The 21,965-nt window shown below is 70.8% G+C and carries 19 protein-coding genes; 9 read left to right on the plus strand and 10 right to left on the minus strand.

Going from position 1 to position 21,965, the window contains the following annotated elements; translation table 11 throughout:
• Positions 1-105 precede the first annotated feature (105 nt).
• The 5 genes from whiA to ACH47Z_RS00960 form a co-directional block, all read right to left on the minus strand.
• Positions 106-1,095, minus strand: coding sequence for a DNA-binding protein WhiA (whiA, locus tag ACH47Z_RS00940; RefSeq protein ID WP_014672011.1), 990 nt, complete (start codon positions 1,093-1,095; stop codon positions 106-108).
• The gene (gene yvcK, locus ACH47Z_RS00945; protein ID WP_399069099.1) at positions 1,086-2,153 is read right to left on the minus strand and encodes a uridine diphosphate-N-acetylglucosamine-binding protein YvcK; all 1,068 of its coding nucleotides are present in this window, start codon (positions 2,151-2,153) and stop codon (positions 1,086-1,088) included. The genes whiA and yvcK overlap by 10 nt, the downstream gene beginning before the upstream one ends.
• Positions 2,150-3,172, minus strand: a complete 1,023-nt coding sequence (gene rapZ, locus ACH47Z_RS00950) for an RNase adapter RapZ (protein WP_399069101.1) — start codon at positions 3,170-3,172, stop codon at positions 2,150-2,152. The genes yvcK and rapZ overlap by 4 nt, the downstream gene beginning before the upstream one ends.
• Positions 3,169-5,292 (minus strand): excinuclease ABC subunit UvrC, encoded by a 2,124-nt coding sequence (gene uvrC, locus ACH47Z_RS00955; protein ID WP_399069103.1) that lies wholly within the window; start codon positions 5,290-5,292, stop codon positions 3,169-3,171. The genes rapZ and uvrC overlap by 4 nt, the downstream gene beginning before the upstream one ends.
• A gap of 68 nt (positions 5,293-5,360) precedes the next feature.
• Positions 5,361-5,735, minus strand: coding sequence for a hypothetical protein (locus tag ACH47Z_RS00960; RefSeq protein WP_399069104.1), 375 nt, complete (start codon positions 5,733-5,735; stop codon positions 5,361-5,363).
• A 283-nt stretch (positions 5,736-6,018) separates the two neighbouring features.
• On the opposite strand from ACH47Z_RS00960, the gene ACH47Z_RS00965 reads away from it, so the two are divergent.
• A complete protein-coding gene (locus ACH47Z_RS00965; RefSeq protein ID WP_399069106.1) occupies positions 6,019-6,966 on the plus strand; it encodes a hypothetical protein in 948 nt (315 codons plus the stop codon).
• 69 nt (positions 6,967-7,035) lie between these two features.
• Here the strand turns inward: ACH47Z_RS00965 and ACH47Z_RS00970 are convergent, their stop codons facing one another.
• Positions 7,036-7,461, minus strand: coding sequence for a Rieske 2Fe-2S domain-containing protein (locus tag ACH47Z_RS00970; protein ID WP_399069107.1), 426 nt, complete (start codon positions 7,459-7,461; stop codon positions 7,036-7,038).
• A gap of 436 nt (positions 7,462-7,897) precedes the next feature.
• On the opposite strand from ACH47Z_RS00970, the gene ACH47Z_RS00975 reads away from it, so the two are divergent.
• Complete coding sequence (locus ACH47Z_RS00975; protein ID WP_399069110.1) at positions 7,898-9,028, plus strand: LacI family DNA-binding transcriptional regulator; 1,131 nt, start codon at positions 7,898-7,900, stop codon at positions 9,026-9,028.
• On the plus strand, positions 9,025-9,936 hold the full coding sequence (locus ACH47Z_RS00980) for a carbohydrate kinase (protein WP_399069111.1): 912 nt from the start codon (positions 9,025-9,027) through the stop codon (positions 9,934-9,936). The genes ACH47Z_RS00975 and ACH47Z_RS00980 overlap by 4 nt, the downstream gene beginning before the upstream one ends.
• 182 nt (positions 9,937-10,118) lie before the next feature.
• Here ACH47Z_RS00980 and uvrA read toward each other — a convergent pair whose 3' ends face one another.
• Positions 10,119-13,145 carry an excinuclease ABC subunit UvrA gene (uvrA, locus tag ACH47Z_RS00985; RefSeq protein ID WP_399069113.1) on the minus strand — a complete coding sequence of 1,009 codons (3,027 nt, stop codon included), beginning with the start codon at positions 13,143-13,145 and terminating at the stop codon, positions 10,119-10,121.
• A gap of 224 nt (positions 13,146-13,369) precedes the next feature.
• Between uvrA and ACH47Z_RS00990 the strand changes: the two genes are divergently transcribed.
• The 5 genes from ACH47Z_RS00990 (at position 13,370) to ACH47Z_RS01010 (ending at position 17,633) form a co-directional block, all read left to right on the plus strand.
• Positions 13,370-14,056, plus strand: a complete 687-nt coding sequence (locus tag ACH47Z_RS00990; protein WP_399069115.1) for a maleylpyruvate isomerase family mycothiol-dependent enzyme — start codon at positions 13,370-13,372, stop codon at positions 14,054-14,056.
• 10 nt (positions 14,057-14,066) lie between these two features.
• Entirely contained in the window at positions 14,067-14,723 is a 657-nt protein-coding gene (locus ACH47Z_RS00995) for an MBL fold metallo-hydrolase (protein WP_399069117.1), read from the plus strand.
• A 362-nt stretch (positions 14,724-15,085) separates the two neighbouring features.
• Entirely contained in the window at positions 15,086-15,970 is an 885-nt protein-coding gene (locus ACH47Z_RS01000; RefSeq protein ID WP_399069119.1) for an ABC transporter substrate-binding protein, read from the plus strand.
• On the plus strand, positions 15,967-16,884 hold the full coding sequence (locus ACH47Z_RS01005) for an amino acid ABC transporter permease (protein ID WP_399069121.1): 918 nt from the start codon (positions 15,967-15,969) through the stop codon (positions 16,882-16,884). Before ACH47Z_RS01000 ends, ACH47Z_RS01005 begins: the two co-directional genes overlap by 4 nt.
• Positions 16,881-17,633 (plus strand): amino acid ABC transporter ATP-binding protein, encoded by a 753-nt coding sequence (locus tag ACH47Z_RS01010; protein ID WP_399069123.1) that lies wholly within the window; start codon positions 16,881-16,883, stop codon positions 17,631-17,633. The genes ACH47Z_RS01005 and ACH47Z_RS01010 overlap by 4 nt, the downstream gene beginning before the upstream one ends.
• 74 nt (positions 17,634-17,707) lie before the next feature.
• Here the strand turns inward: ACH47Z_RS01010 and aroQ are convergent, their stop codons facing one another.
• Positions 17,708-18,181 carry a type II 3-dehydroquinate dehydratase gene (gene aroQ, locus ACH47Z_RS01015; protein ID WP_399069124.1) on the minus strand — a complete coding sequence of 158 codons (474 nt, stop codon included), beginning with the start codon at positions 18,179-18,181 and terminating at the stop codon, positions 17,708-17,710.
• Positions 18,182-18,391: 210 nt separating this feature from the next.
• Between aroQ and ACH47Z_RS01020 the strand changes: the two genes are divergently transcribed.
• Entirely contained in the window at positions 18,392-19,663 is a 1,272-nt protein-coding gene (locus ACH47Z_RS01020) for an MFS transporter (RefSeq protein ID WP_399069126.1), read from the plus strand.
• On the opposite strand, the gene ACH47Z_RS01025 is transcribed toward ACH47Z_RS01020, so the two are convergent.
• Together ACH47Z_RS01025 and ACH47Z_RS01030 are read right to left on the minus strand one after the other, a co-directional pair.
• The gene (locus tag ACH47Z_RS01025; protein ID WP_399069128.1) at positions 19,653-20,753 is read right to left on the minus strand and encodes a calcium:proton antiporter; all 1,101 of its coding nucleotides are present in this window, start codon (positions 20,751-20,753) and stop codon (positions 19,653-19,655) included. The two genes, ACH47Z_RS01020 and ACH47Z_RS01025, sit on opposite strands and share 11 nt — an antisense overlap.
• Positions 20,754-20,888: 135 nt before the next feature.
• On the minus strand, positions 20,889-21,905 hold the full coding sequence (locus tag ACH47Z_RS01030) for a TerC family protein (RefSeq protein WP_399069130.1): 1,017 nt from the start codon (positions 21,903-21,905) through the stop codon (positions 20,889-20,891).
• Positions 21,906-21,965 lie beyond the last annotated feature (60 nt).

Below are 21,965 nucleotides of genomic sequence, written 5' to 3' on the forward strand. Positions count from 1 at the left end.
TCAAGAGCGCTTCACAGCCACGCGAACGAAGGCTCGTCGGATACGCGAACGCCGGCGCCGAAGCGTCAACTGGGCCTCAGCACCGGCTTGTTCACATGGGGTCGGTCAGCCGGCCAGGTTGTCCGCCAGTTCCTCGGTGAGGTTGGCCTCCGTGCCCGGGATGCCCAGGTCGGCGGCACGCTTGTCGGCCATCGCCAGCAGTCGGCGGATCCGGCCCGCCACCGCGTCCTTGGTCAGCGGCGGGTCGGCGAGCGCGCCCAGCTCCTCCAGCGAGGCCTGCTTGTGCTCCATGCGCAGCCGCCCGGCGGCCGCGAGATGCTCGGGCACCTCGTCGCCGAGGATCTCCAGGGCACGCTGCACCCGGGCGCCGGCGGCCACGGCGGCGCGGGCCGAACGGCGCAAATTGGCGTCGTCGAAGTTGGCGAGCCGGTTGGCCGTCGCCCGCACCTCGCGGCGCATCCGGCGCTCCTCCCAGGCCAGCACCGACTCGTGCGCGCCGAGCCGGGTCAGCAGCGCGCCGATCGCGTCGCCGTCGCGGACCACCACCCGGTCCACGCCCCGCACCTCACGGGCCTTCGCGGCGATGGACAGCCGACGGGCGGCGCCGACCAGCGCGAGCGCGGCCTCCGGACCCGGGCAGGTCACCTCCAGGGACGAGGAACGGCCGGGCTCGGTCAGCGAGCCGTGCGCCAGGAAGGCCCCGCGCCAGGCGGCCTCCGCGTCACAGGTGGCCCCGGAGACCACCTGCGGGGGCAGCCCCCGGATCGGTCGGCCCCGGCCGTCGACCAGACCCGTCTGGCGGGCCAACTGGTCACCGCCCGCGACGACCCGGACGACGTAGCGCGAGCCGCGGCGCAGCCCGCCGGGCGCCATCACGATCAGCTCGGAGCTGTGGCCGAAGATCTCCAGGATGTCCCGCTTGAGGCGGCGGGCCGCCATCGCGGTGTCCAGCTCCGCCTCGATCACGATGCGCCCGCTCACCAGGTGAAGGCCGCCGGCGAACCGCAGAATGGCGGAGACCTCCGCCTTCCTGCAGCAGGTCCGGGTGACGGGGAGCCGGGAGATCTCGTCCTTCACCGCTGCCGTCATCGCCATGGGCCGATCCTTCCATGCATCCGAAAAATACGGTCGTACGCGGCGGCCAACAGCTCCGGGTCGTGCCGGGGACTGCCGTCGGTCCGGGCCACCGGCGCCAGCTCGACCGCGGCTCCCAGCCGCTTGGCGGCCTCGGTGAGCGAGTCGCGGTCGGGCACGGCGGCCTCGTCGGCCAGCACCACGTCCAGGGCGAGTTTAGGGGCGTGTCGCCCCAAAACCTCCAAATGACGCTGCGGTGAGAAGCCCTCGGTTTCACCCGGCTGCGGGGCGAGGTTCAAGGAGAGCACCTTGCGCGCCTTGGTCTCGGTGAGGGCGTCCAGCAGCTCGGGGACGAGCAGGTGCGGGATCACCGAGGAGAACCAGGAACCGGGTCCGAGTACCACCCAGTCCGCGTCCTGGACCGCCGCGACGGCCTCGGGCACGGCCGGCGGGTCGTTCGGCACGAGATGCACCGACTGCACCTCGCCGGGCGTCAGCGCGACCGTCGCCTGCCCGCGCACGATGTCCACGTCGTCCGGGCGCTCCGGGTCGTGCCCCTTGACCAGGGCCTGCAACTCCAGCGGTACGGCCGACATGGGCAGCACGCGGCCGTGCGCGCCGAGCAGCTTGCCGACCAGGTCCAGGGCCTGCACATGGTCGCCGAGCTGCTCCCACAGGGCGACGATCAGCAGGTTGCCGACCGCGTGCTCGTGCAGGTCGCCCTGGGACTGGAAGCGGTGCTGGATGACCCGGGCCCAGGTCTGGCCCCAGTCGTCGTCGCCGCAGAGCGCGGCCAGTGCCTTGCGCAGGTCGCCGGGCGGCAGCACTCCCAGCTCGTCCCGGAGCCGGCCGCTGGAACCGCCGTCGTCCGCCACGGTGACGACGGCGGTGAGGTCGCCGGTGATCCGGCGCAGCGCAGCGAGCGAGGCGGACAGACCCATGCCGCCGCCGAGCGCGACGACCTTGGGCTGGGTGCCCCGGCGGCGGGGCCGGCCGCCACGGGGCTCAGCCGGGCGGCCGGCGCGCGACTCGGGCACCATCCGGCGCAGCCTGCTCAGCCGCGGTGTACGTTCCGTCATTCCCGTCCCATGTCCCGGTGTACGACCACCGTCTCCACACCCTCGGCCGCGAGGCGCGCGGCGAGCTTCTCCGACATCGCCACCGAGCGGTGCTTGCCGCCGGTACAGCCGATGGCGATGGTCACGTACCGCTTGCCCTCACGCCGGTAGCCGGCCGCGATGAGGCGCAGCAGCTCGGCGTACCGGTCGAGGAACTCCTTGGCGCCGGGCTGGTTGAAGACATAGGCGGCGACCTCCTCGTTGAGGCCGGAGTACGGGCGCAGCTCCGGGACCCAGTGCGGGTTGGGCAGGAACCGCATGTCCGCGACCAGGTCGGCGTCGACCGGCAGGCCGTACTTGAAGCCGAAGGACATCACCGTGGCCCGCAGCTCGGGCTCCTCCTCGCCGGCGAACTGCGCGTCCATCTTGGCGCGCAGCTCGTGCACGTTGAGGCTGGAGGTGTCGATCACCAGGTCGGCGTCCCCGCGCAGCTCGCGCAGCAGCTCGCGCTCGGCGGCGATGCCGTCCACGATGCGGCCGTCGCCCTGCAGCGGGTGCGGGCGGCGCACCGACTCGAAGCGGCGCACCAGGGCCTCGTCGGAGGACTCCAGGAAGACGATCCGCCGGGTGACGCCCCGGGTGTCCAGGTCGGCGAGGGACTCGCGCAGATTGTCGAAGAAACGCCGGCCGCGCACGTCCACGACGACCGCGATCCGCGCCACGTTGCCCTGCGAGCGGGCGCCCAGCTCCACCATGGTGGGGATCAGGGCGGGCGGGAGGTTGTCCACGACGAACCAGCCGAGGTCCTCCAGACACTTCGCGGCCGTCGACCGGCCCGCTCCGGACATGCCGGAGATGATCACCAGCTCGGGGATGGCCGCTTCGGGGGCCGCGGCCGCCGTGACGTCCGTACTCACCTGTGCTCCGTTGTCTTCCTGGACCGCGTGCTGCTCGCCGGCCGCGGGCTGGGGCCGGTCCCGGCCCGGTTCCTTGTGCGCCGTATCTCGCTCGGCTGTGGGATGTGCGTCGTACTCGCTCATGTCTCCTGCCCCCGTCGTTCGTCCGGGGGGCCCGCGGTCACGGGCTCCCCCGAGGAACCGCCCGTCGTATCGGGTTCCTCGTCTTCAATGATCTCTCCGGTCGCCGTGTTCACGGCGGGTGCGGCCGGGGCCGCCTGGGCGAGGGCCGCGGCGATGGTCTCGGCCGTCTTCCGGCCTATCCCGGGCACCTCCTGGATCTGTTCGATTGTCGCGGACCGGAGCTTCTTCACCGAGCCGAAATGCTTGATGAGCGCCTGTTTGCGGGTATCACCGAGGCCGGGGACGTCGTCCAGGGGACCGGCGCGGAAGCGCTTGGCCCGCCTGGTGCGCTGGTAGGTGATCGCGAAGCGGTGGGCCTCGTCCCGCACGCGCTGGAGCAGGTACAGACCCTCGCTGGTGCGCGGCAGGACCACCGGGTCGTCCTCGCCGGGCACCCAGACCTCCTCCAGGCGCTTGGCGAGGCCGCACACGGCGACGTCGTCGATGCCCAGCTCGTCCAGGGCCCGCCGGGCCGCCGCGACCTGCGGCTGGCCGCCGTCGACCACGACCAGCTGGGGCGGATACGCGAACTTCCTGGGGCGGCCGTCGTCGTCCTTGAGGGAGTTCATGATCTCGTCCGTGCCGGTGAGCACGGACCCGTCGGACTCGCCGCCGGCCGTGGCGTCCTCGCCGTCGGCCCACTCCCCCGTCTTCTCCTTCTCGGCGAGGTAGCGCCGGAAGCGGCGGCTGATCACCTCGTGCATGGAGCGGACGTCGTCCTGCCCCGCACCGTGCCAAATCTGCGTGTCTCCGACACGACCCTTGATCTGGAAGCGGCGGTACTCGCTCTTGCGCTGCAGGCCGTCCTCGAAGACGACCATGGAGGCGACCACGTCGTCACCCTGAAGGTGCGAGATGTCGTAGCACTCGATCCTGAGCGGGGCGCTGTCCAGGTCGAGGGCCTCGGCGATCTCCTCCAGGGCACGCGAGCGCGTGGTCAGGTCGGAGGCGCGCTTGGTCTTGTGCAGGGCCAGGGCCTGCTGGGCATTGCGCTGCACGGTCTCCATGAGCGCCTTCTTGTCGCCGCGCTGCGGGATACGCAGCGACACGTTCGACCCGCGGCGGCCGGTCAGCCACTCCTGGACCGGCTCGACCGGCTCGGGCAGGGCCGGGACCAGCACCTCCTTCGGTACGGCGTCCCCGGTCTCCTCGCCGTACAGCTGCTGCAGCGCGTGCTCGACCAGGGCGCCGGTGGTGACGTCCTCGACCTTGTCGGTCACCCAGCCGCGCTGGCCGCGCACCCGGCCGCCGCGCACGTGGAAGATCTGCACGGCCGCCTCCAGCTCGTCCTCGGCGACGGCGATGAGGTCGGCGTCGGTCGCGTCGGCGAGCACGACCGCGTTCTTCTCCATGGCCTTCTTCAAGGCCTCGATGTCGTCACGCAGCCGGGCGGCCCGCTCGTACTCCATCTCCTCGGCCGCCGCCATCATCTGCTTCTCCAGACGGCGGAGGTAGGTGCCGGTGCGGCCGGCCATGAAGTCGCAGAACTCCTCGGCCAGCTCCTGGTGGTCCTCGGGGCTGATCCGGTCGACGCAGGGGGCCGAGCACTTGCCGATGTAGCCGAGCAGGCAGGGCCGGCCGGTGCGGGCGGCGTTCTTGAACACGCCGGCCGAGCAGGTGCGCACCGGGAAGACCCGCAGCAGCAGGTCGACGGTGTCCCGGATGGCCCACGCGTGGCCGTACGGCCCGAAGTACCGGACGCCCTTCTTCTTGTGACCGCGCATCACCTGCACGCGCGGGAACTCCTCGTTCATCGTCACCGCGAGGTACGGGTAGCTCTTGTCGTCGCGGTACTTGACGTTGAACCGGGGGTCGTACTCCTTGATCCATGAGTACTCCAGCTGGAGCGCCTCGACCTCCGTGGACACCACGGTCCACTCCACGGACGCGGCGGTGGTCACCATCGTCCGGGTGCGCGGGTGCAGGTTCGCCAGGTCCTGGAAGTAGTTCGCCAGGCGCTGGCGCAGGCTCTTCGCCTTTCCGACGTAGATCACCCGGCGGTGCTCGTCACGGAACCTGTACACCCCCGGAGAGTCCGGGATCTCACCCGGCCTGGGGCGGTAGCTGGAGGGGTCGGCCATGTCTCACACCCTACTGGCGAGCACCGACACCGCGTCGGGCCTGTGGACAACGGCCGCACCCGCGTCGCTCACCCGTCCTCGCGCCATCCGGCACCGGCCGACGGCACACCGGTACCGATCAGCTGCCCGACGATCCCGAGCGCCTCGTCGAGCGGCACGGTGTCCTCGTCGGGATACGTGTCGCACTGCCCGTTCGCGAGCCGGAAGCCCCCGCTCAGGCCCCGGGCTCCGGCGGTGACCGCGTGCCCGCCCGGGTCGCCGTCCGCGCCGAGGAGCATCACCAGCGCGCGCTCGGTACGGGGCAGCAGGCTCAGCCGATGCCCGGCAGAGCTGGTGAACCAGGTCTCGAGACTCCCCTCGGTGATCCGCTGCCGCAGCCCGGCGACCGCCTCCTCGGGCGTCACGGCGATGTCGTCACCCGCGAATGCCCAGGTCTCCGTCACGCGCCGATCCTCCCATGCGGCGGCGGACGCCGACGCGATGCCGGTGAGGGACGGCTCCGGTGGCGCGCCACGGTCCGGCCGGGCGGGGCCGTGGCGGGTTCGAGGTGTTGTCGGGGTCTGGTCAACACGCTTCAATGCGGGGGAACTCGGGGCCGGGCACGCCCGCACAACGAGATGCGGCGTGCCCAGCCACAGGCGTCCACAGCGCCACGGGGGTGGCCCCGCACACCAGCGCAGACGGCCTGACCAGCCGTAGCGACACCTCACAGAAAGGCGCCTCGGCATGCGGCATGCCACCGAGCACGCGGACGTCCCCACCGCGGAACTGGACACGGCCCTGCGGGGCGGCCCCTTCCACGTGGCGCTGCGCGCCGCGATCGCCGCACGCGGACTGCCCCTCCAGCGTGTCCAGCACCACCTGTCCCGCCACGGGGTCAAGGTCGGTGTGACCAGTCTCAGTTACTGGCAGCAGGGCGCCCGCCGCCCTCAGCGACCCGAGTCGCTGCGGGCCGTACGAGCGCTGGAGGAGATCCTCCAGCTGCCGGACGAGTCACTGATCCGGCTGCTCACCGACACCCATGAGCGCACGGTGGCCGGCCATCCGGGGGCCCGCTCCTACCGCGCCCTGATCGAGGCGTCCGACGTCCTGGACCGGCTCCGGGCTGGTCTCGGAAGGCCCTCCGACTGCGGACTGCACACCCTCGGCCATCACGAGTACGTCCGGATCGGCGCCCGCCGTGAGCTGGCGGGCCGCGAGGCTCACCACATCGTGCGGGCCGACCGCGACGGCGTCGACCGCTTCCTCGCCGTGCACCACGGCGACCCCGGCTGCCGTCCGCAGGACATCAGGGTGCGGGCCCTGGAGAACTGCCGCACGGGACGCGTCCGCTGGGACCAGGACACCGGCGTGCTGGTGGCCGAGCTGCTCTTCGGCACCGCGCTGCGCTCCGGCGACACCTTCCTCTTCCGGTACGGCATCGAGGACGGCACGGCCGGACCCTCCCGTGAGTACCTGCACCGCTTCTGCTCCCCCGGCGGTCAGTACGCGCTCCAGGTCCGCTTCGATCCGGCCGCGCTCCCGGCACACTGCCACCGCTTCGCCCAGCCCTCGGCGGCGGCCCCACGCAGCGGCCGACAGGAACTACCACTCACCGGGCCGCACCACTGCGTCCACGTGGTCGAGCCACGGATCCGGCCGGGCATCGTGGGCATCGCGTGGGACTGGGAGTGAAGTCAAGTAAAGTCCCCTCCACCACAACCCTGTTGACGTCGGCGGCGATGATGCCGACCCGCCGCCGGGTCAGGCCCCCGGGCCGGCGATGATCCTGCCGCCTGCCGCCTTCACCTGCAGCTCGGCGAGGGGCTCGGTGGCCGGCTGCTGGACGACCTTGCCCGTCGTGGCGTCGAACTGGCTGCCGTGGCAGGGGCAGATCAGGGTCGTCCCCTGCAGCTTGTTGATAGGACACCCCGCGTGCGTGCAGATCGTGCTGTACGCCTTCAGCGCGCCGCTGTTGTCGCGGCTGACGACCACGTTGTGATCCCGGTAGAGCTTGGCACCACCCTTCGCGACCTCGCTCTCGGCACCGAGGTCGACCGGCGCGGTGGGGGTGGCCGAGGCCGAATCACCGCCCGGCGCCGAACACGCGGCCAGGCCGAGCCCGGCGACCGGGGCCACGGCGGCCCCTCGAAGGACGGTACGACGGCTCGCGGACGGTCGGGCGGGCATCTGGAACTCCACTGGTCAAGGGCTGTGCAGGGCGACCATACCCGGGCAGAAGGGCCGGTCCTGTGGCGGGGGCGGGGAGGAGGCGGTGCTCGGGGGAAAGGTGCGGGCCGGGAGGGGAGGCGGAGGGCACGCAGCGGGGCAGGGCTGCGGGAGCGGAAGGCGCCCCTCGCTGCAGTCCGTGCCGAGTCTGCCCGACCCGGCCCGGTTCGCGCGCAGCCGGTCTGGGCACGAGTGAGCCTGGTTGCCGAGCGGAGAGTGGCTGAGAGCGCGCGGTTGGGAGCGAAAGCGCTGCAGTGGGGCCCGCGCGACGGGTGGCAGCTGTCTGGGCGGAGGACGTAAGCGTTTACGTCGAGGCGGTCGATGGGGTACGTTCCCGGCCGGAGCCCCCGCGGGGGCCGGAAACGCCCAGCCTCGTCGGCTCAGAGAGGGGAATGCGATGGCCACCATGGCGGACGTCGCTCGCAGCGCCGGGGTCTCCGTGGCGACCGTCTCCCACGTCCTCAACGGCACGCGCCCGGTGCTGCCCCACACCCGTCAGGCCGTGCTGGACGCCATCGACACCCTGGGCTACACCCCCAACACCCTGGCCCGCTCCCTGGTGACCTCCCGCACCCGCTCCATCGGGCTCGCGGTGTCCGCGATCAGCAATCCCTACTTCACGGAGATCCTGCAGGGTGTCGAGGCCGCGGCCCTGGAAGCGGGATACAGCCTGCTCATCGCCGACCCGCACGACGACCCCGGCCACGAACGCAAGGTCGCTCAACTCCTCCATGAGCGCCGGGTGGACGGCATGATCGTCGCCCCCTCCGCGCATCCGCACGACCTCGTCGGCTACCTCCGCCGCCACGCCGTCCCCACGGTGTTCCTGGACCGGCTGATCGACGCCCACGTGCTGGACGGCGGCCCGGCCGGTCGCGAGGAGGGCGCCGCTCCCGGCGGGGACGTGCCGTGGTACGACCAGGTCTGTGCCGACGGTGCCGGACCGACCGCCCGTCTCGTCACCCATCTCGCCGGACTGGGGCACCGGCGGATCGGGATGGTCGCGGGCCTGACCGGGCTGAGCACCACCGAAGAACGCGTCGCCGGCTATCTGGACGGCCTCACCGTCGCCGGTCTGGCGCACGACGAGCGGCTCCTCGTGTCCGGCGACTCCGCGTCCGCCGGTGCCGAGCGGGCCATGGCTGCCCTGCTCGCGCTGCCCGATCCGCCCACGGCCCTCGTCACCGCCAACAACGCGATGACCATCGGCGCGCTCAGCACTCTGCGCCGGCACGGGCTGTCCGTGCCGGATGACATCGCCCTGTGCTGCTTCGACGACTTCGCCTGGGCCGACCTGTTCTCGCCCCGGCTCACCGCCATCGCCCAGCCCAGCAGGGAGCTGGGCGCCCAGGCCGTCCGGGTCCTGCTGGACCGGCTGGGCGAGCCGCACCGGCCGGCCCGGACGGTGCGCCTGCCGTGCACGTTCGTGCATCGCACGTCCTGCGGCTGCCCGGAGCAGCCGGACGAGGCCGGGAGAACCGAGCACACCGAACCATCCACGCTGTCCGAGAAGGGAACCGCCTCGTGATCGTCGTCGCCGGTGAGGCACTGATCGACCTGGTACCACAGGGCCCCGGTGCCCTCGCGGACCTCAAGCCGGCGCTCGGCGGTGGCCCGTACAACACCGCCGTCGCCCTGGGCCGGCTCGGCTCCCGCACCGCGTTCTGCTCCCGGACCTCGCACGACGCCTTCGGTGAGGCCCTGCTCCACGGGCTGCGGCGGGCAGGGGTCGATGTGTCGGGCGTCGAGCGCGGGCCGGAGCCGACGACCCTCGCGGTGGCCACGCTCGACGCAGGCGGCTCCGCCGCCTACTCGTTCTATGTCGACGGCACCGCCGACCGGCTGTTCACCACGCCCGCCGCGCTGCCCGCCGGCACGCGCGCGGTGTCCTTCGGTACCTGCTCGCTCGTCCTGGAGCCGGGGGCGAGCGCATACGAGGAGCTGATGCGCGCGGCGGCCGGGCAGGGGCTGTTCACCGCGCTCGACCCCAACATCCGGGCGGGACTGATCCCGGACGCGGATGCCTATCGGACGCGTTTCAAGAGCTGGCTGCCCTCGGTGACGCTGCTGAAGCTCTCCGCGGAGGACGCGGAGTGGCTGGGTGGCACTCCGCGCGAGTGGCTGGCCTCCGGGCCGTCGGCGGTCGTGGTGACCCGGGGCGGGGACGGTCTGACCGTGTTCACCCGGGACGGCGGGGAGCACTCCGTGCCGGGTGAGAAGGTCGCCGTGGTGGACACCATCGGCGCCGGTGACACGGTGAACGCGGCCTTGCTGCACGGGCTTTCCGCCCAGGACGCGTTGTCCGCAGAAGCGCTCGCCGCCCTCGGGACGGAGGACTGGACGCGGCTGCTGCGCTTCGCGGCACGGGCGGCGGCGATCACCTGCTCGCGGGCGGGGGCCGAGCCGCCGTACGCGGCCGAGCTGGGTGAGTGGTGAAGGGGCATCTTCCCCGTGACCGTCTTCCCTGTGCTGTTGACAAGGTGCGGCCGGATCTGCGGCGTGGGGAGCCTGTCGCACCGCGGAGCCGGTCTGGCTGATGGATGAACGAACGGCGCCCCGCGGGGAGTTCCCACGGGGCGCCGGTTTTTTGATGGTGCGACAGATTTTTTGATGTTGTGTCAGGCCTTGCGCGCCCGCGTCGTCTTCTTCGCCGGGGTGGCCTTCTTCGTGGCCCCGGCGGCCTTCTTGGTCGCCGTGTTGTTGGCCCTGGCCGTCACCGTCTTCTTCGCCGTCGACTTGGCCGCGGCCGTCTTCCTGGCCGTCGTGCCGCGCGGCGCCTTCACCGACTGCGCGTCGCTGATGCGGTCGGCGCCGAGGATCTCGCGCAGGAACTTGCCGGTGTGGCTGGCCGGAACGCCGGCCACCTCCTCGGGCGTGCCCTCGGCGACCACGAGGCCACCGCCGGCGCCACCCTCGGGGCCCATGTCCACGATCCAGTCGGCAGTCTTGATCACGTCGAGGTTGTGCTCGATGACGATGACCGTGTTGCCCTTGTCGACCAGGCCGCCGAGGACCGTCAGCAGCTTGCTGATGTCCTCGAAGTGCAGACCGGTGGTCGGCTCGTCCAGGACATAGACCGTGCGTCCGGTGGATCGCTTCTGCAGCTCGCTGGCGAGCTTCACACGCTGGGCCTCACCGCCGGAGAGGGTGGTGGCGGACTGGCCGAGGCGGACGTAGCCGAGGCCGACGTCCTTCAGCGTCCGCAGGTGCCGGGAGATGGCCGGGACCGCCTCGAAGAAGTCGGTGGCCTCCTCGATCGGCATGTTCAGCACGTCGGCGATGGACTTGCCCTTGTAGTGGACCTCGAGGGTCTCCCGGTTGTACCGGGCGCCGTGGCAGACCTCGCACGGGACGTAGACGTCCGGGAGGAAGTTCATCTCGATCTTGATCGTGCCGTCGCCCGCGCAGTTCTCGCAGCGCCCGCCCTTGACGTTGAAGGAGAAGCGGCCGGGCAGGTAGCCACGGACCTTCGCCTCGGTGGTCTCGGCGAACAGCTTGCGGATGTGGTCGAAGACACCGGTGTACGTCGCCGGGTTGGACCGCGGGGTGCGGCCGATCGGCGACTGGTCGACGTGCACGACCTTGTCGACCAGGTCGTCGCCGTCCACGCGCGTGTGCCGTCCGGGGACGTTGCGCGCGCCGTTCAGCTCGCGGGCCAGGTGCGTGTACAGGATGTCGTTGACCAGCGTCGACTTGCCGGAGCCGGAGACGCCCGTGACGGCCGTGAACACGCCCAGCGGGAAGGACACGTCGATGTCCTGCAGGTTGTTCTCACGGGCACCGTGCACGGTGAGTCGACGTCCCGGGTCGCGGGGGCGGCGGATGTCGGGCAGCGGGATCGACTTGCGGCCCGAGAGGTACGCGCCGGTCTGCGACTCGGTGTTCTCGAGGAGCTCCTTCAGGGAGCCGCTGTGTACGACCTTGCCGCCGTGCTCGCCGGCGCCGGGGCCGATGTCCACGACCCAGTCGGCGACCTTGATGGTGTCCTCGTCGTGCTCCACGACGATGAGCGTGTTGCCCATGTCACGGAGTCGGACCAAGGTCTCGATCAGCCGGTGGTTGTCCCGCTGGTGCAGACCGATGGAGGGCTCGTCGAGGACGTAGAGCACGCCGACGAGGCCGGAGCCGATCTGGGTGGCCAGGCGGATGCGCTGGGCCTCGCCGCCGGAGAGGGTGCCGGCCGCGCGGTTGAGCGAGAGGTAGTCCAGGCCGACGTCGACCAGGAAGCGCAGCCGCTCGTTGACCTCCTTCAGCACCCGCTCGGCGATCTTCTTGTCGCGGGCGTTCAGTGTCAGCTGCCCCAGGAAGTCCGCGCAGTCGCTGATCGACATCGCGGAAACCTCGGCGATCGACTTCTCCATGATCGTGACCGCGAGGACGATCGGCTTCAGGCGCGTGCCCTCGCAGGTGGGGCAGGGCACCTCGCGCATGTAGCCCTCGAAGCGCTCGCGGCTGGCGTCGCTCTCGGCCTCGCTGTGCCGGCGCTTGACGAAGGGCACCGCGCCCTCGAAGGGCGTGGTGTACACGCGCTCGCGGCCGTACCGGTTGCGGTACCGCACCTCGATCTGGGTCTTGTGGCCGTAGAGCAGGGCCTTCTTCGCGCGCTGGGGCAAGCCCGCGAAGGGGATGTCCGTGCGGAAGCCGAGCGCGTCGGCGAGGGCGCCGATCAGCCGGCCGAAGTAGTCCTTGGTGTGCCCGTGCGACCACGGGTGGATGGCGCCCTCGTCCAGGGTCTTGTCCGGGTCCGGGACGATCAGCTCGGGGTCGACCTCCATGCGCGTGCCGATGCCGGTGCACTCGGGGCAGGCGCCGAAGGGCGAGTTGAAGGAGAAGGAGCGGGGCTCGAGCTCCTCGAAGGACAGGTCGTCGTACGGGCAGTACAGGTGCTCCGAGTACATGCGCTCGCGCTCGGGGTCGTCCTCGGGGAGGTCGACGAAGTCGAGCACGACCATGCCGCCGGACAGGCCGAGAGCGGTCTCTACGGAGTCGGTGAGGCGGCGCTTGGCGGAGTCCTTGACCGTGAGGCGGTCGACGACCACCTCGATGGTGTGCTTCTCCTGCTTCTTCAGCGTCGGCGGGTCGGAGAGCTGGATCGTCTCGCCGTCCACGCGCGCGCGGGAGTAGCCCTTGGTCTGGAGGTCGGCGAAGAGATCGACGAACTCGCCCTTGCGCTCGCGCACCAGCGGCGAGAGCACCTGGAAGCGGCTCCCCTCCGGCAGCTCCAGGACCTTGTCCACGATGGCCTGCGGCGACTGGCGCGAGATCGGGCGGCCGCACTCGGGGCAGTGCGGCTTGCCGATGCGCGCGAAGAGCAGACGCAGGTAGTCGTAGACCTCGGTGATGGTGCCGACCGTCGAGCGCGGGTTGCGCGAGGTCGACTTCTGGTCGATGGAGACCGCCGGGGACAGGCCCTCGATGAAGTCGACGTCCGGCTTGTCCATCTGGCCGAGGAACTGCCGGGCGTACGAGGAGAGCGACTCCACGTAGCGGCGCTGGCCCTCCGCGAAGATCGTGTCGAAGGCCAGGGAGGACTTGCCCGACCCGGACAGGCCCGTGAAGACGATGAGCGAGTCACGAGGCAGGTCGAGCGAGACATTCTTGAGGTTGTGCTCGCGCGCGCCACGGACGATGAGACGGTCGGCCACGCCGGTCCGCACCTTTCTTGAGAGAAGTGACAGGGGCGGGGCCCCCGTCCTTCTTCAGACTAGGGGGAGCCACTGACAACGCCGGTCGGATTGCCCGGTTGCATAACAACCCCCGACCATCCAGCATGCCCGACGCCGCCCTCGACGATATAGCACGTGCTTTCGATTTGCGGGCGGGGTTCGCCACCTTCACCCGAAGGTGTGGCGGGGCTAGGGTCGGCCCCATGATTGATCACGCTCATGACCTGGCATGTGTACGTGACGCGACCGAACGACTCCTCGGCGCGGTCGCCGAACTGGACAACGCGTCGCTCGCCGAGCCGTCACGGCTTCCCGGCTGGAGCCGCGGGCACGTCCTCGCCCACCTCGCCCGCAACGCCGACGCGCTCGTGAACGTTCTCGATGGCCGGCCCATGTACGCGAGCGCCGAGGTACGCGACGCCGACATCGAACGCGACGCCGCGCGCCCCCTCGACGTCCAGCTCGCCGACCTGCGCGAGAGCGCGGCCCGCTTCCAGGCCCTGGGGGACGTGCCGGCGGACTGGTCGCGCACCGTCGAGCTGCGCAACGGGGTCACCGACTCCGCGTCCCGGGTGCCGTTCCGCCGCTGGGGGGAGGTGGAGCTGCACCACGTGGACCTCGGGATCGGGTACGAGCTGGAGGATCTTCCGGCGGAGTTCACGGAGCGGGAGATCGACTTCCTGGCGCAGCGCTTCGCCGGGCACGCCGAGGTGCCGTCGACCGGCCTGTCCACCGGAAATGGCCGGAACTGGACCACGGGCGGCGGTGCGCAGGGCGAACCGGTCGCGGCCGAGGGCACGCCCGCCGACCTCCTGGGCTGGCTCGCCGGGCGGCGCGACGGCTCCCGTCTGACCACGAAGGGCACGCTGCCGAAGCTGCCCCCGCTATAGGCTGATCACCATGACGTACACCGGAGAGGTCAAGGTCGGCGGACCGGCGGACGTGCACGAGCTGAAAGACCTGATGATCACGAAGATCGCGGTCGGCCCGATGGACAACAACACCTATCTGCTGCGCTGCCGTGCCACCGACGAGCAGCTCCTGATCGACGCCGCCAACGAACCGAGGACGCTGCTCGGCATGATCGGTGACGACGGCATCGCGTCCGTCGTCACCACCCATCGGCACGGTGATCACTGGCAGGCGCTCGCCGAGGTCGTCGCGGCCACGGGTGCGCGTACGTACGCGGGCCGCGAGGACGCGTCCGGTATCCCGGTGCCCACCGACGTCCTCGTGGACGACGGCGACGTGATCAGGGTGGGGAACGTGGACCTCACCGCGCGGCATCTGGTCGGGCACACCCCGGGTTCGATCGCGCTGGTCTACGACGACCCGCACGGCCACCCGCACGTCTTCACCGGCGACTGCCTCTTCCCGGGCGGCGTCGGCAACACGCACAAGGATCCGAAGGCCTTCGCCAGCCTGATCCACGACGTGGAGACGAAGATCTTCGACGTGCTGCCCGACGAGACCTGGGTGTATCCCGGGCACGGCAACGACACCACGCTGGGCGCGGAGCGGCCGCAGCTGCCGGAGTGGCACGCGCGCGGGTGGTGAGGATCCGGGCGCCACACGGCTCGGATTTCGCGCGCTGGGCGCGCACGCCTTACGCGTGCGCCCGGCGCGCTTTCGCTTGCGCACGCCCCGTGTGAACGCTTCACACGCGCCGGACTCCCGCGCACGCTCCCGGTCTTGGGTGCCGCGCGGTCAACTGGTGGCAGCCCCGCACGGGATGACGGTTCCCGTGCGGAGGGGCCGCCGGTCCTCCCACCCCGCCCTCGACCGGCGGCCCGGGCCGACGGCCGGCGTGTGGCAAGGTCCGTGAAAGATGTTCACACAGCCGCAACACCCGTTCCCACCATGCGGACAGTTACCGCTGTGACCTGGACAAACGGGGGGTTCGCTGTCAATCTCCGGCCATGTACCTTGCCTCTCGCACCCTGCGCCGCGCGGTGACCGCAGCCACCGTAGCCCTGCTCTCCACCGCCGTCGGCTGTGCTCCGCAGCCCGACGCGAAGGGCGCGGCCACTCCGTCCGGCTCGGCCGCGAAGAGCTGCGCCCCGGGCAAGTTGGCCACCAAGACGTCCGCGAAACTCACGATCGCGACGGACGAACCGGCGTACGAGCCCTGGTTCAAGGACGACAAGCCCGCCAACGGCAAGGGCTTCGAATCGGCGGTCGCCTATGCCGTCGCCCAGCAACTCGGATACGACGAGAACGCGGTCGTCTGGCAGAGCGTGCCGTTCAACAAGGCGTTCGCGCCCGGCGTCAAGACCTTCGACTTCGACATCAACCAGGTGTCGATCAGCGACGAGCGCAAGAAGGCCGTGGACTTCTCCTCCGGCTACTACGACGTGCGCCAGGCCGTGATCGCCCTGAAGGGCAGCAAGGCGGCAAACGCGAAGAGCATCGCGGACCTGAAGAAGCTCAAGCTGGGCGCCCAGGTGGGCACCACAAGCCTCGACTACATCACGAACGTGGTGAAGCCGACGCAGGAGGAGGCCGTCTACGCCAAGAACGACCAGGCCAAGTCCGCGCTGAAGAACGGCCAGGTGGACGCCATCGTCACCGACCTGCCGACCGCGTTCTACATCACCGCGGCCGAGGTGACGGACGCGAAGATCGTGGGCCAGTTCGAGAACCAGGGCGGCACTCCCGAGCAGTTCGGGCTGGTGCTGGACAAGGGCAGCGCGCTGACCCCGTGCGTGAGCGGTGCCGTCGACGCCCTGCGCAAGGACGGCACGCTGGCCCGGCTCGAGAAGCAGTGGCTCTCGGACGCCGTCGATGCCCCGGTGCTCAAGTGACGGTCACCAAGGGCGATTCGGCCCAGGAGGGGGCTGACGACAAGGGAGACATGGCACGCGCCGATGACGGCTATGTGCCCTCCGAACGGCGGCTGGAGCGTGAACGCCACAAACGCGCGCGTGCCCGCCGCGCCACGGCCGTCGCGGCGCTCTCGACGCTCGTCACCGGCGCCGTGCTCTATCTGGTCGTCGTCAACGCGCCGGGCTGGCCGCGCACCAAGGAGACGTTCTTCAGCGCGCAGTACGCGCGCGAGGCGCTGCCGAAGGTCCTCGAAGGGCTGTGGCTGAACGTCCGCCTGCTGGTGATCTGCGGCGCCGCCGTCCTGGTCCTCGGCATGCTGATCGCCATCGCGCGCACCCTGCGCGGGCCGGTGTTCTTCCCGCTGCGCGTGCTCGCGGCGGCGTACACCGACTTCTTCCGCGGACTTCCGCTGATCATCAACCTGATGATCGTGGTCCTGGGCGTGCCCGCGCTGCGTCTTCAGGGCGTGACGGTCGATCCGGTACTGCTCGGCGGTACGGCACTGACGCTGACGTACTCGGCGTATGTGGCCGAGGTGTTCCGGGCCGGCATCGAGTCCGTTCACCCCTCGCAGCGCGCCGCGGCCCGCTCGCTGGGCCTGACCAACCGCCAGGCGCTGCGTTACGTCGTACTGCCGCAGGCGGTGCGCCGTCAGGTACCGCCGCTGCTCAACGACCTCGTGTCGCTGCAGAAGGACACCGGTCTGGTGTCGATCGGCGGCGCCGTGGACGCCGTACGCGCGGCCGACATCATCGTGGGCCGCAGCCTGAACTACACGCCGTACATCGTCGCCGGGCTGGTGTTCGTGGCGCTGACCATTCCGATGACCCGCTTCACGGACTGGGTGACGGCCCGGATGGACCGGCAGCGGGCCCAGGGAGGATCCCTATGAGCGACGCGCCCGTGCTGCGCATGGAGTCCGTCCGCAAGACCTTCGCCGGCTCCGTCGTCCTGCGCGATGTCGGCCTGGAGGTCGCCCCGCACACGGTGACCGCGCTGATCGGCGCCTCCGGCTCGGGCAAGTCGACGCTGCTGCGCTGCGCCAACCTGCTGGAGGAGATCGACGACGGTGCGATCTGGCTGGACGGCGAGGAGATCACCGATCCCCGCGTCGACCAGGACGCGGTACGGCGCCGGATCGGCGTCGTCTTCCAGGCGTACAACCTCTTCCCGCACATGACCGTGCTGGACAACGTCACGCTGGCGCCGCGGCGGGTGCACGGCGTCTCCCGCGACGAGGCCGAGGAGCGGGCCAGGGGGCTGCTGGAGCGCCTCGGGCTGGGCGACAAGGCGAGTGCCTACCCGGACCGGCTCAGCGGCGGCCAGCAGCAGCGTGTGGCGATCGTACGGGCCCTCGCAGTGCGGCCCCGGCTGTTGCTGCTGGACGAGATCACGGCGGCTCTCGACCCCGAACTCGTCGGCGAGGTGCTGGAGGTGGTCCGCGGCCTCAAGGACGACGGCATGACCATGGTGCTGGCGACGCACGAGATGGGCTTCGCGCGGGACGTCGCCGACCAGGTCTGTTTTCTGGACGGTGGTGTCGTGCTGGAGCGCGGCACCGCCGAGCAGCTCTTCGGCGATCCGCAGCAGGAGCGCACCCGGCGTTTCCTGCGGCGGATCGTGGAGGCCGGGCGCCTGTGAGGCCGTAGCGCCGCGCCTCTGCGGACGGCCACGCGCGCGTAGGCGCGGACGACCGCCTACGCGCGCGTGGCCGTTTACGCCTCGGTCCGCGCGGCCCCCAGCAGGGCCGCGACCCGCTCGACGCCGAACACGTAGCCCTGGACTCCGCAGCCCGCGATCACGCCGTCGGCGCGCAGCGAAACATAGGAGTGGTGCCGGAACGACTCGCGCTGGTGGATGTTGGAGATGTGCACCTCCAGCACGGGCATGCCGTCGCAGGTGTTGAGCGCGTCCAGAATCGCGACCGAGGTGTGTGAGTAGGCGCCGGGGTTGATGACGATCCCGCAGTGGTTCAGGCGTACCTCGTGGATCCAGTCGACCAGTTCGCCCTCGTGGTTGGACTGCCGGAAGTCCACCGTACCGCCGTGCGCGGCCGCCGCCTTGGCGCACAGCGCCTCCACGTCGGCCAGCGTGTCCTTGCCGTAGATCTCGGGCTGGCGCTGCCCGAGCAGGTTCAGGTTGGGCCCGTTGAGGATCATGATCGGGGCGTTGGCCAGGGTGCGGGGCACGGTTCCTCCGGTCCGTTCGGGGCGGTGCGTCGACGACCGCCGCTCGCACCCGGTCTATCACGGTGGCCGGAGCGGACGAGGGGGCGTGTACGGCGTCACCTCGGCGCACACTCCGGTCGCTTGCTCACCTCCACGCGCTCCCCGTAACCCGCGATCACCATGGGTAGTTGACGCGGCATGGAGCCTGTACGCACCGTAAGTACACCGTCGATGCCCCGGCTCGCCGCAGCCTCGCTGGCGGGGACCGCGATCGAGTTCTACGACTTCTTCGTCTACGGGACGGCGGCGGCCCTGGTCCTGGGGCCGCTGTTCTTCCCGACGTTCTCGCCGCTCGCGGGGACGCTGGCGGCGTTCGGGACGTTCGGGGCGGGGTTCGTGGCCCGGCCGTTGGGCTCGGTGCTGTTCGGGCACCTCGGCGACCGGCGCGGGCGGCGGCCGGTGCTTGTTCTGTCGCTGCTGCTCACGGGCGCCTCGACGGTCGCGGTGGGCTGTGTGCCGTCGTACGCGTCGATCGGCGTCGCCGCGCCGGTACTGCTGCTCCTGCTGCGCTTCCTGCAGGGGCTGGGGCTCGGCGGGGAGTGGGGCGGGGCGGTGCTGTTGACCGCCGAGCACGCGCCGCCCGGGCGACGCGCCCTGTGGTCGAGCTTTCCGCAGGTGGGACCGGCAATCGGGTTCCTGCTCGCCAACGGGGTGGTGCTCGCGCTGTCGGCGACGCTGTCCGACGCGGAGTTCGCGCGCTGGGGGTGGCGGGTGCCGTTCTGGGCGGCCGGCGCGCTGGCGCTGGGCGGGTTGTGGCTGCGCTCGTCGCTGGCCGAGAGTCCCCGGTTCCTGGAGATCGACGACCACGCGCGCGTGCCGTTCGTCGAGGTCGTACGGCATCACGGGCGGCTGGTGCTGCTGACGGCCGGGGCGTTGGCCGCGGGGTACGCGGTCTTCTACGCCGTGACGACCTGGTCGCTGGCGTACGCGACGGAACGGCTCGGGGTGAGCCGCACGGTGATGCTGACCTGTGTCATGGCCGCGGTGGTGGTGAAGGCGTCCCTGACGCCGTTCATGGCGGTGCTCGCCGACCGCTTCGGGCGACGGCCGATGTGCCTGACGGGGTGTGCGGCCTGCGGTCTGTGGATGCTCCCGATGGTCGCGCTGCTGGCCACCGGCCAGCCGTTGCTGATGTTCCTCGGCATCCTGGGCGCCCTGGTCTCGTTCATCACCATGTTCGCGGTGATCGCCGCCTATCTGCCGGAGCTGTACGAGGCACGGGTGCGCTGCACGGGCGCCGCGGTCGGCTACAACCTCGGCGGAGTCCTGGGCGGCGCCCTCACCCCGATCGTGGCCACGGCGCTCGCGGAGCACAGCGGGCGGGTCCCCTGGAGCGTGGGTGTCTATCTGACGGGCGTCGCACTGCTCAGTCTCGTGTGCTTCGCGCTGCTCCCCGAGACCCGCCCGGTGTCCGTGCCGGCGGTCGAGCCGGCTACGGGTTGATCGCCAGCTCCAAGTAGGCCGCGAAGAGCACCAGATGGACTCCGCCCTGCAGCGGGGTGGCCCGGCCCGGCACCACCGTCAGGGAGCTGACCACCACGGTCAGCGCGAGCAGCAGCATGTGGGTCGAGCCGAGGCCGAGGACGAGTGGGCCGGACAGCCAGACAGAGGCCAGGGCGACGGCGGGGATGGTCAGGCCGATGCTGGCCATGGCCGAACCGAGCGCCAGGTTGAGACTGGTCTGTACCCGGTCGCGGCCGGCGGAGCGCAGCGCGGCGATCGTCTCGGGGAGCAGCACCAGCAGGGCGATGATCACACCGACGACCGCTTGATGCAGGCCTGCCGCCTCCACGCCCGACTCGATGATGGGTGACACGCCCTTGGCCAGACCGACCACACCGATGAGGGCCAGGCCGAGCAGGCCGAGGCTGAACCAGGCGGTACGCGCGGACGGGGGCGCGGCGTGGTCCTCGGCGGTGCTGACCTCGCCCTGCCGGGTGATCGGCAGGAAGTAGTCGCGGTGGCGCACGGTCTGCGTGGCGACGAACAGGCCGTACAGGATCAGTGAGGACAGCGCGGCGAAGGTCAGCTGCACCGAGGAGAACTCAGGTCCGGGCTTGCTGGTGGTGAAGGTCGGCAGCACGAGGCTGAGCGTGGCCAGCGTCGCCACGGTCGCGAGGGCGGCGCCGGTGCCCTCGGGGTTGAAGACCGCGGTGCCGTGCCGCAGGGAGGCGACGAGCAGGCAGAGCCCGACGATGCCGTTGGTGGTGATCATCACGGCGGCGAAGACGGTGTCTCTCGCCAGGGTGGAACTCTTGTCGCCGCCGTCGGCCATGAGGGTGACGATCAGGGCCACCTCGATGACCGTGACGGCGATGGCCAGCACGAGGGAGCCGAAGGGCTCGCCGACGCGATGGGCGATGACCTCGGCGTGGTGTACCGCCGCGAGGACGGAGCCGGCCAGCACGAGAGTGACCAGGGCGACGACCGCGCCCGGCAGCTCACGACCCCAGGTGAAGACCAGAAGGACGACCGCGAGCGCCGGCACGAGTGTCGTCCATTGCCGGGTGAGCGGCCGGAGCCCAGTGATCATGCGGCGATCGTCGCAGAGCCGTACAGGATTCGCATTCCGCTCTTTTCGAATACCTCTCATCCTTTCCATTGCGCTCACGCCACCTGCGGGGGCGGGGCTCTGCTCTGCACAGTCCCGCTCCCACCGGGGGCACTGTCACCGCCGGCCGGGCCGGGCGTCGACGCCGCCCTTCGCGGCGCCTTCGCCGTCGGCGCCCGCCGCCTCGATGGCCGCCCGCTTCTTGCCGGCCATCAGACTGGTGATGGTGGTGACGATCAGGACGGCGCAGATCACGCCGAGCGAGACCGGGATGCTGATCTCGGGTACGTGGACACCGGACTCGTGCAGTGCGTGCAGCACCAGCTTCACGCCGATGAAGCCGAGGATGATCGACAGGCCGTACGAGAGGTGGACCAGCTTCTTCAGCAGGCCACCGATGAGGAAGTACAGCTGACGCAGACCCATCAGGGCGAAGGCGTTGGCGGTGAAGACGATGTACGGGTCCTGGGTCAGACCGAAGATCGCGGGGATGGAGTCCAGGGCGAACAGGACGTCCGTGGTGCCGATGGCGAGCATCACGACCAGCATCGGGGTCATGACCCGCTTGCCGTTCTCCTGGATCCACAGCCTGGTGCCGTGGTAGCGGTCGGCCACGCCGAACCGACGCTCCGCGGCCTTCAGCAGCTTGTTCTCCTCGAACTCCTCGTCCTCCCCGTCCGCGCGGGCCTCCTGGATCAGCTTCCAGGCGGTCCAGATGAGGAAGGCGCCGAAGAGGTAGAACACCCAGGAGAAGCTGGCGAGGATCGCGGCTCCCGCGGCGATGAAGATCGCCCGCAGCACCAGGGCTATGAGCACGCCGACGAGCAGGACGCGCTGCTGGAACCGGGTGGGCACCGCGAACTTCGCCATGATCAGGACGAAGACGAAGAGGTTGTCCACACTCAAGGACTTCTCGGTGATGTATCCGGCGAAGAACTCACCGCCCGGCTGCCCGCCGCCGAAGACGAGCAGGCCGAGGCCGAAGAGCCCGGCCAGGACGATCCAGACGACGGTCCAGATACCGGCTTCCTTGATCGACACCTCATGCGGCTTGCGGCCGATGAAGAAGTCGACCGCGATCAGGGCGGCCAGGCCCACGATGGTCAGGACCCACAGGGTCACGGAAACGTCCACTGCACCTCCGGCATGGCGTAACGGCAAACACTTTCAGCGTTGTCGCTGCCGGAGGTCTCT

The sequence above is a fragment of the Streptomyces sp. NPDC020192 genome (assembly GCF_044388685.1).
Taxonomy (GTDB): domain Bacteria; phylum Actinomycetota; class Actinomycetes; order Streptomycetales; family Streptomycetaceae; genus Streptomyces.

Bases quoted from the DNA above. Each gene is read 5' to 3' on its own strand.
- whiA (WP_014672011.1), bottom strand. From the start codon at position 1,095: ATGGCGATGACGGCAGCGGTGAAGGACGAGATCTCCCGGCTCCCCGTC.
- yvcK (WP_399069099.1), bottom strand. From the start codon at position 2,153: ATGACGGAACGTACACCGCGGCTGAGCAGGCTGCGCCGGATGGTGCCC.
- rapZ (WP_399069101.1), bottom strand. From the start codon at position 3,172: ATGAGCGAGTACGACGCACATCCCACAGCCGAGCGAGATACGGCGCAC.
- uvrC (WP_399069103.1), bottom strand. From the start codon at position 5,292: ATGGCCGACCCCTCCAGCTACCGCCCCAGGCCGGGTGAGATCCCGGAC.
- ACH47Z_RS00965 (WP_399069106.1), top strand. From the start codon at position 6,019: ATGCGGCATGCCACCGAGCACGCGGACGTCCCCACCGCGGAACTGGAC.
- ACH47Z_RS00970 (WP_399069107.1), bottom strand. From the start codon at position 7,461: ATGCCCGCCCGACCGTCCGCGAGCCGTCGTACCGTCCTTCGAGGGGCC.
- ACH47Z_RS00975 (WP_399069110.1), top strand. From the start codon at position 7,898: ATGGCCACCATGGCGGACGTCGCTCGCAGCGCCGGGGTCTCCGTGGCG.
- ACH47Z_RS00990 (WP_399069115.1), top strand. From the start codon at position 13,370: ATGATTGATCACGCTCATGACCTGGCATGTGTACGTGACGCGACCGAA.
- ACH47Z_RS00995 (WP_399069117.1), top strand. From the start codon at position 14,067: ATGACGTACACCGGAGAGGTCAAGGTCGGCGGACCGGCGGACGTGCAC.
- ACH47Z_RS01000 (WP_399069119.1), top strand. From the start codon at position 15,086: ATGTACCTTGCCTCTCGCACCCTGCGCCGCGCGGTGACCGCAGCCACC.
- ACH47Z_RS01010 (WP_399069123.1), top strand. From the start codon at position 16,881: ATGAGCGACGCGCCCGTGCTGCGCATGGAGTCCGTCCGCAAGACCTTC.
- ACH47Z_RS01020 (WP_399069126.1), top strand. From the start codon at position 18,392: ATGCCCCGGCTCGCCGCAGCCTCGCTGGCGGGGACCGCGATCGAGTTC.
- ACH47Z_RS01025 (WP_399069128.1), bottom strand. From the start codon at position 20,753: ATGATCACTGGGCTCCGGCCGCTCACCCGGCAATGGACGACACTCGTG.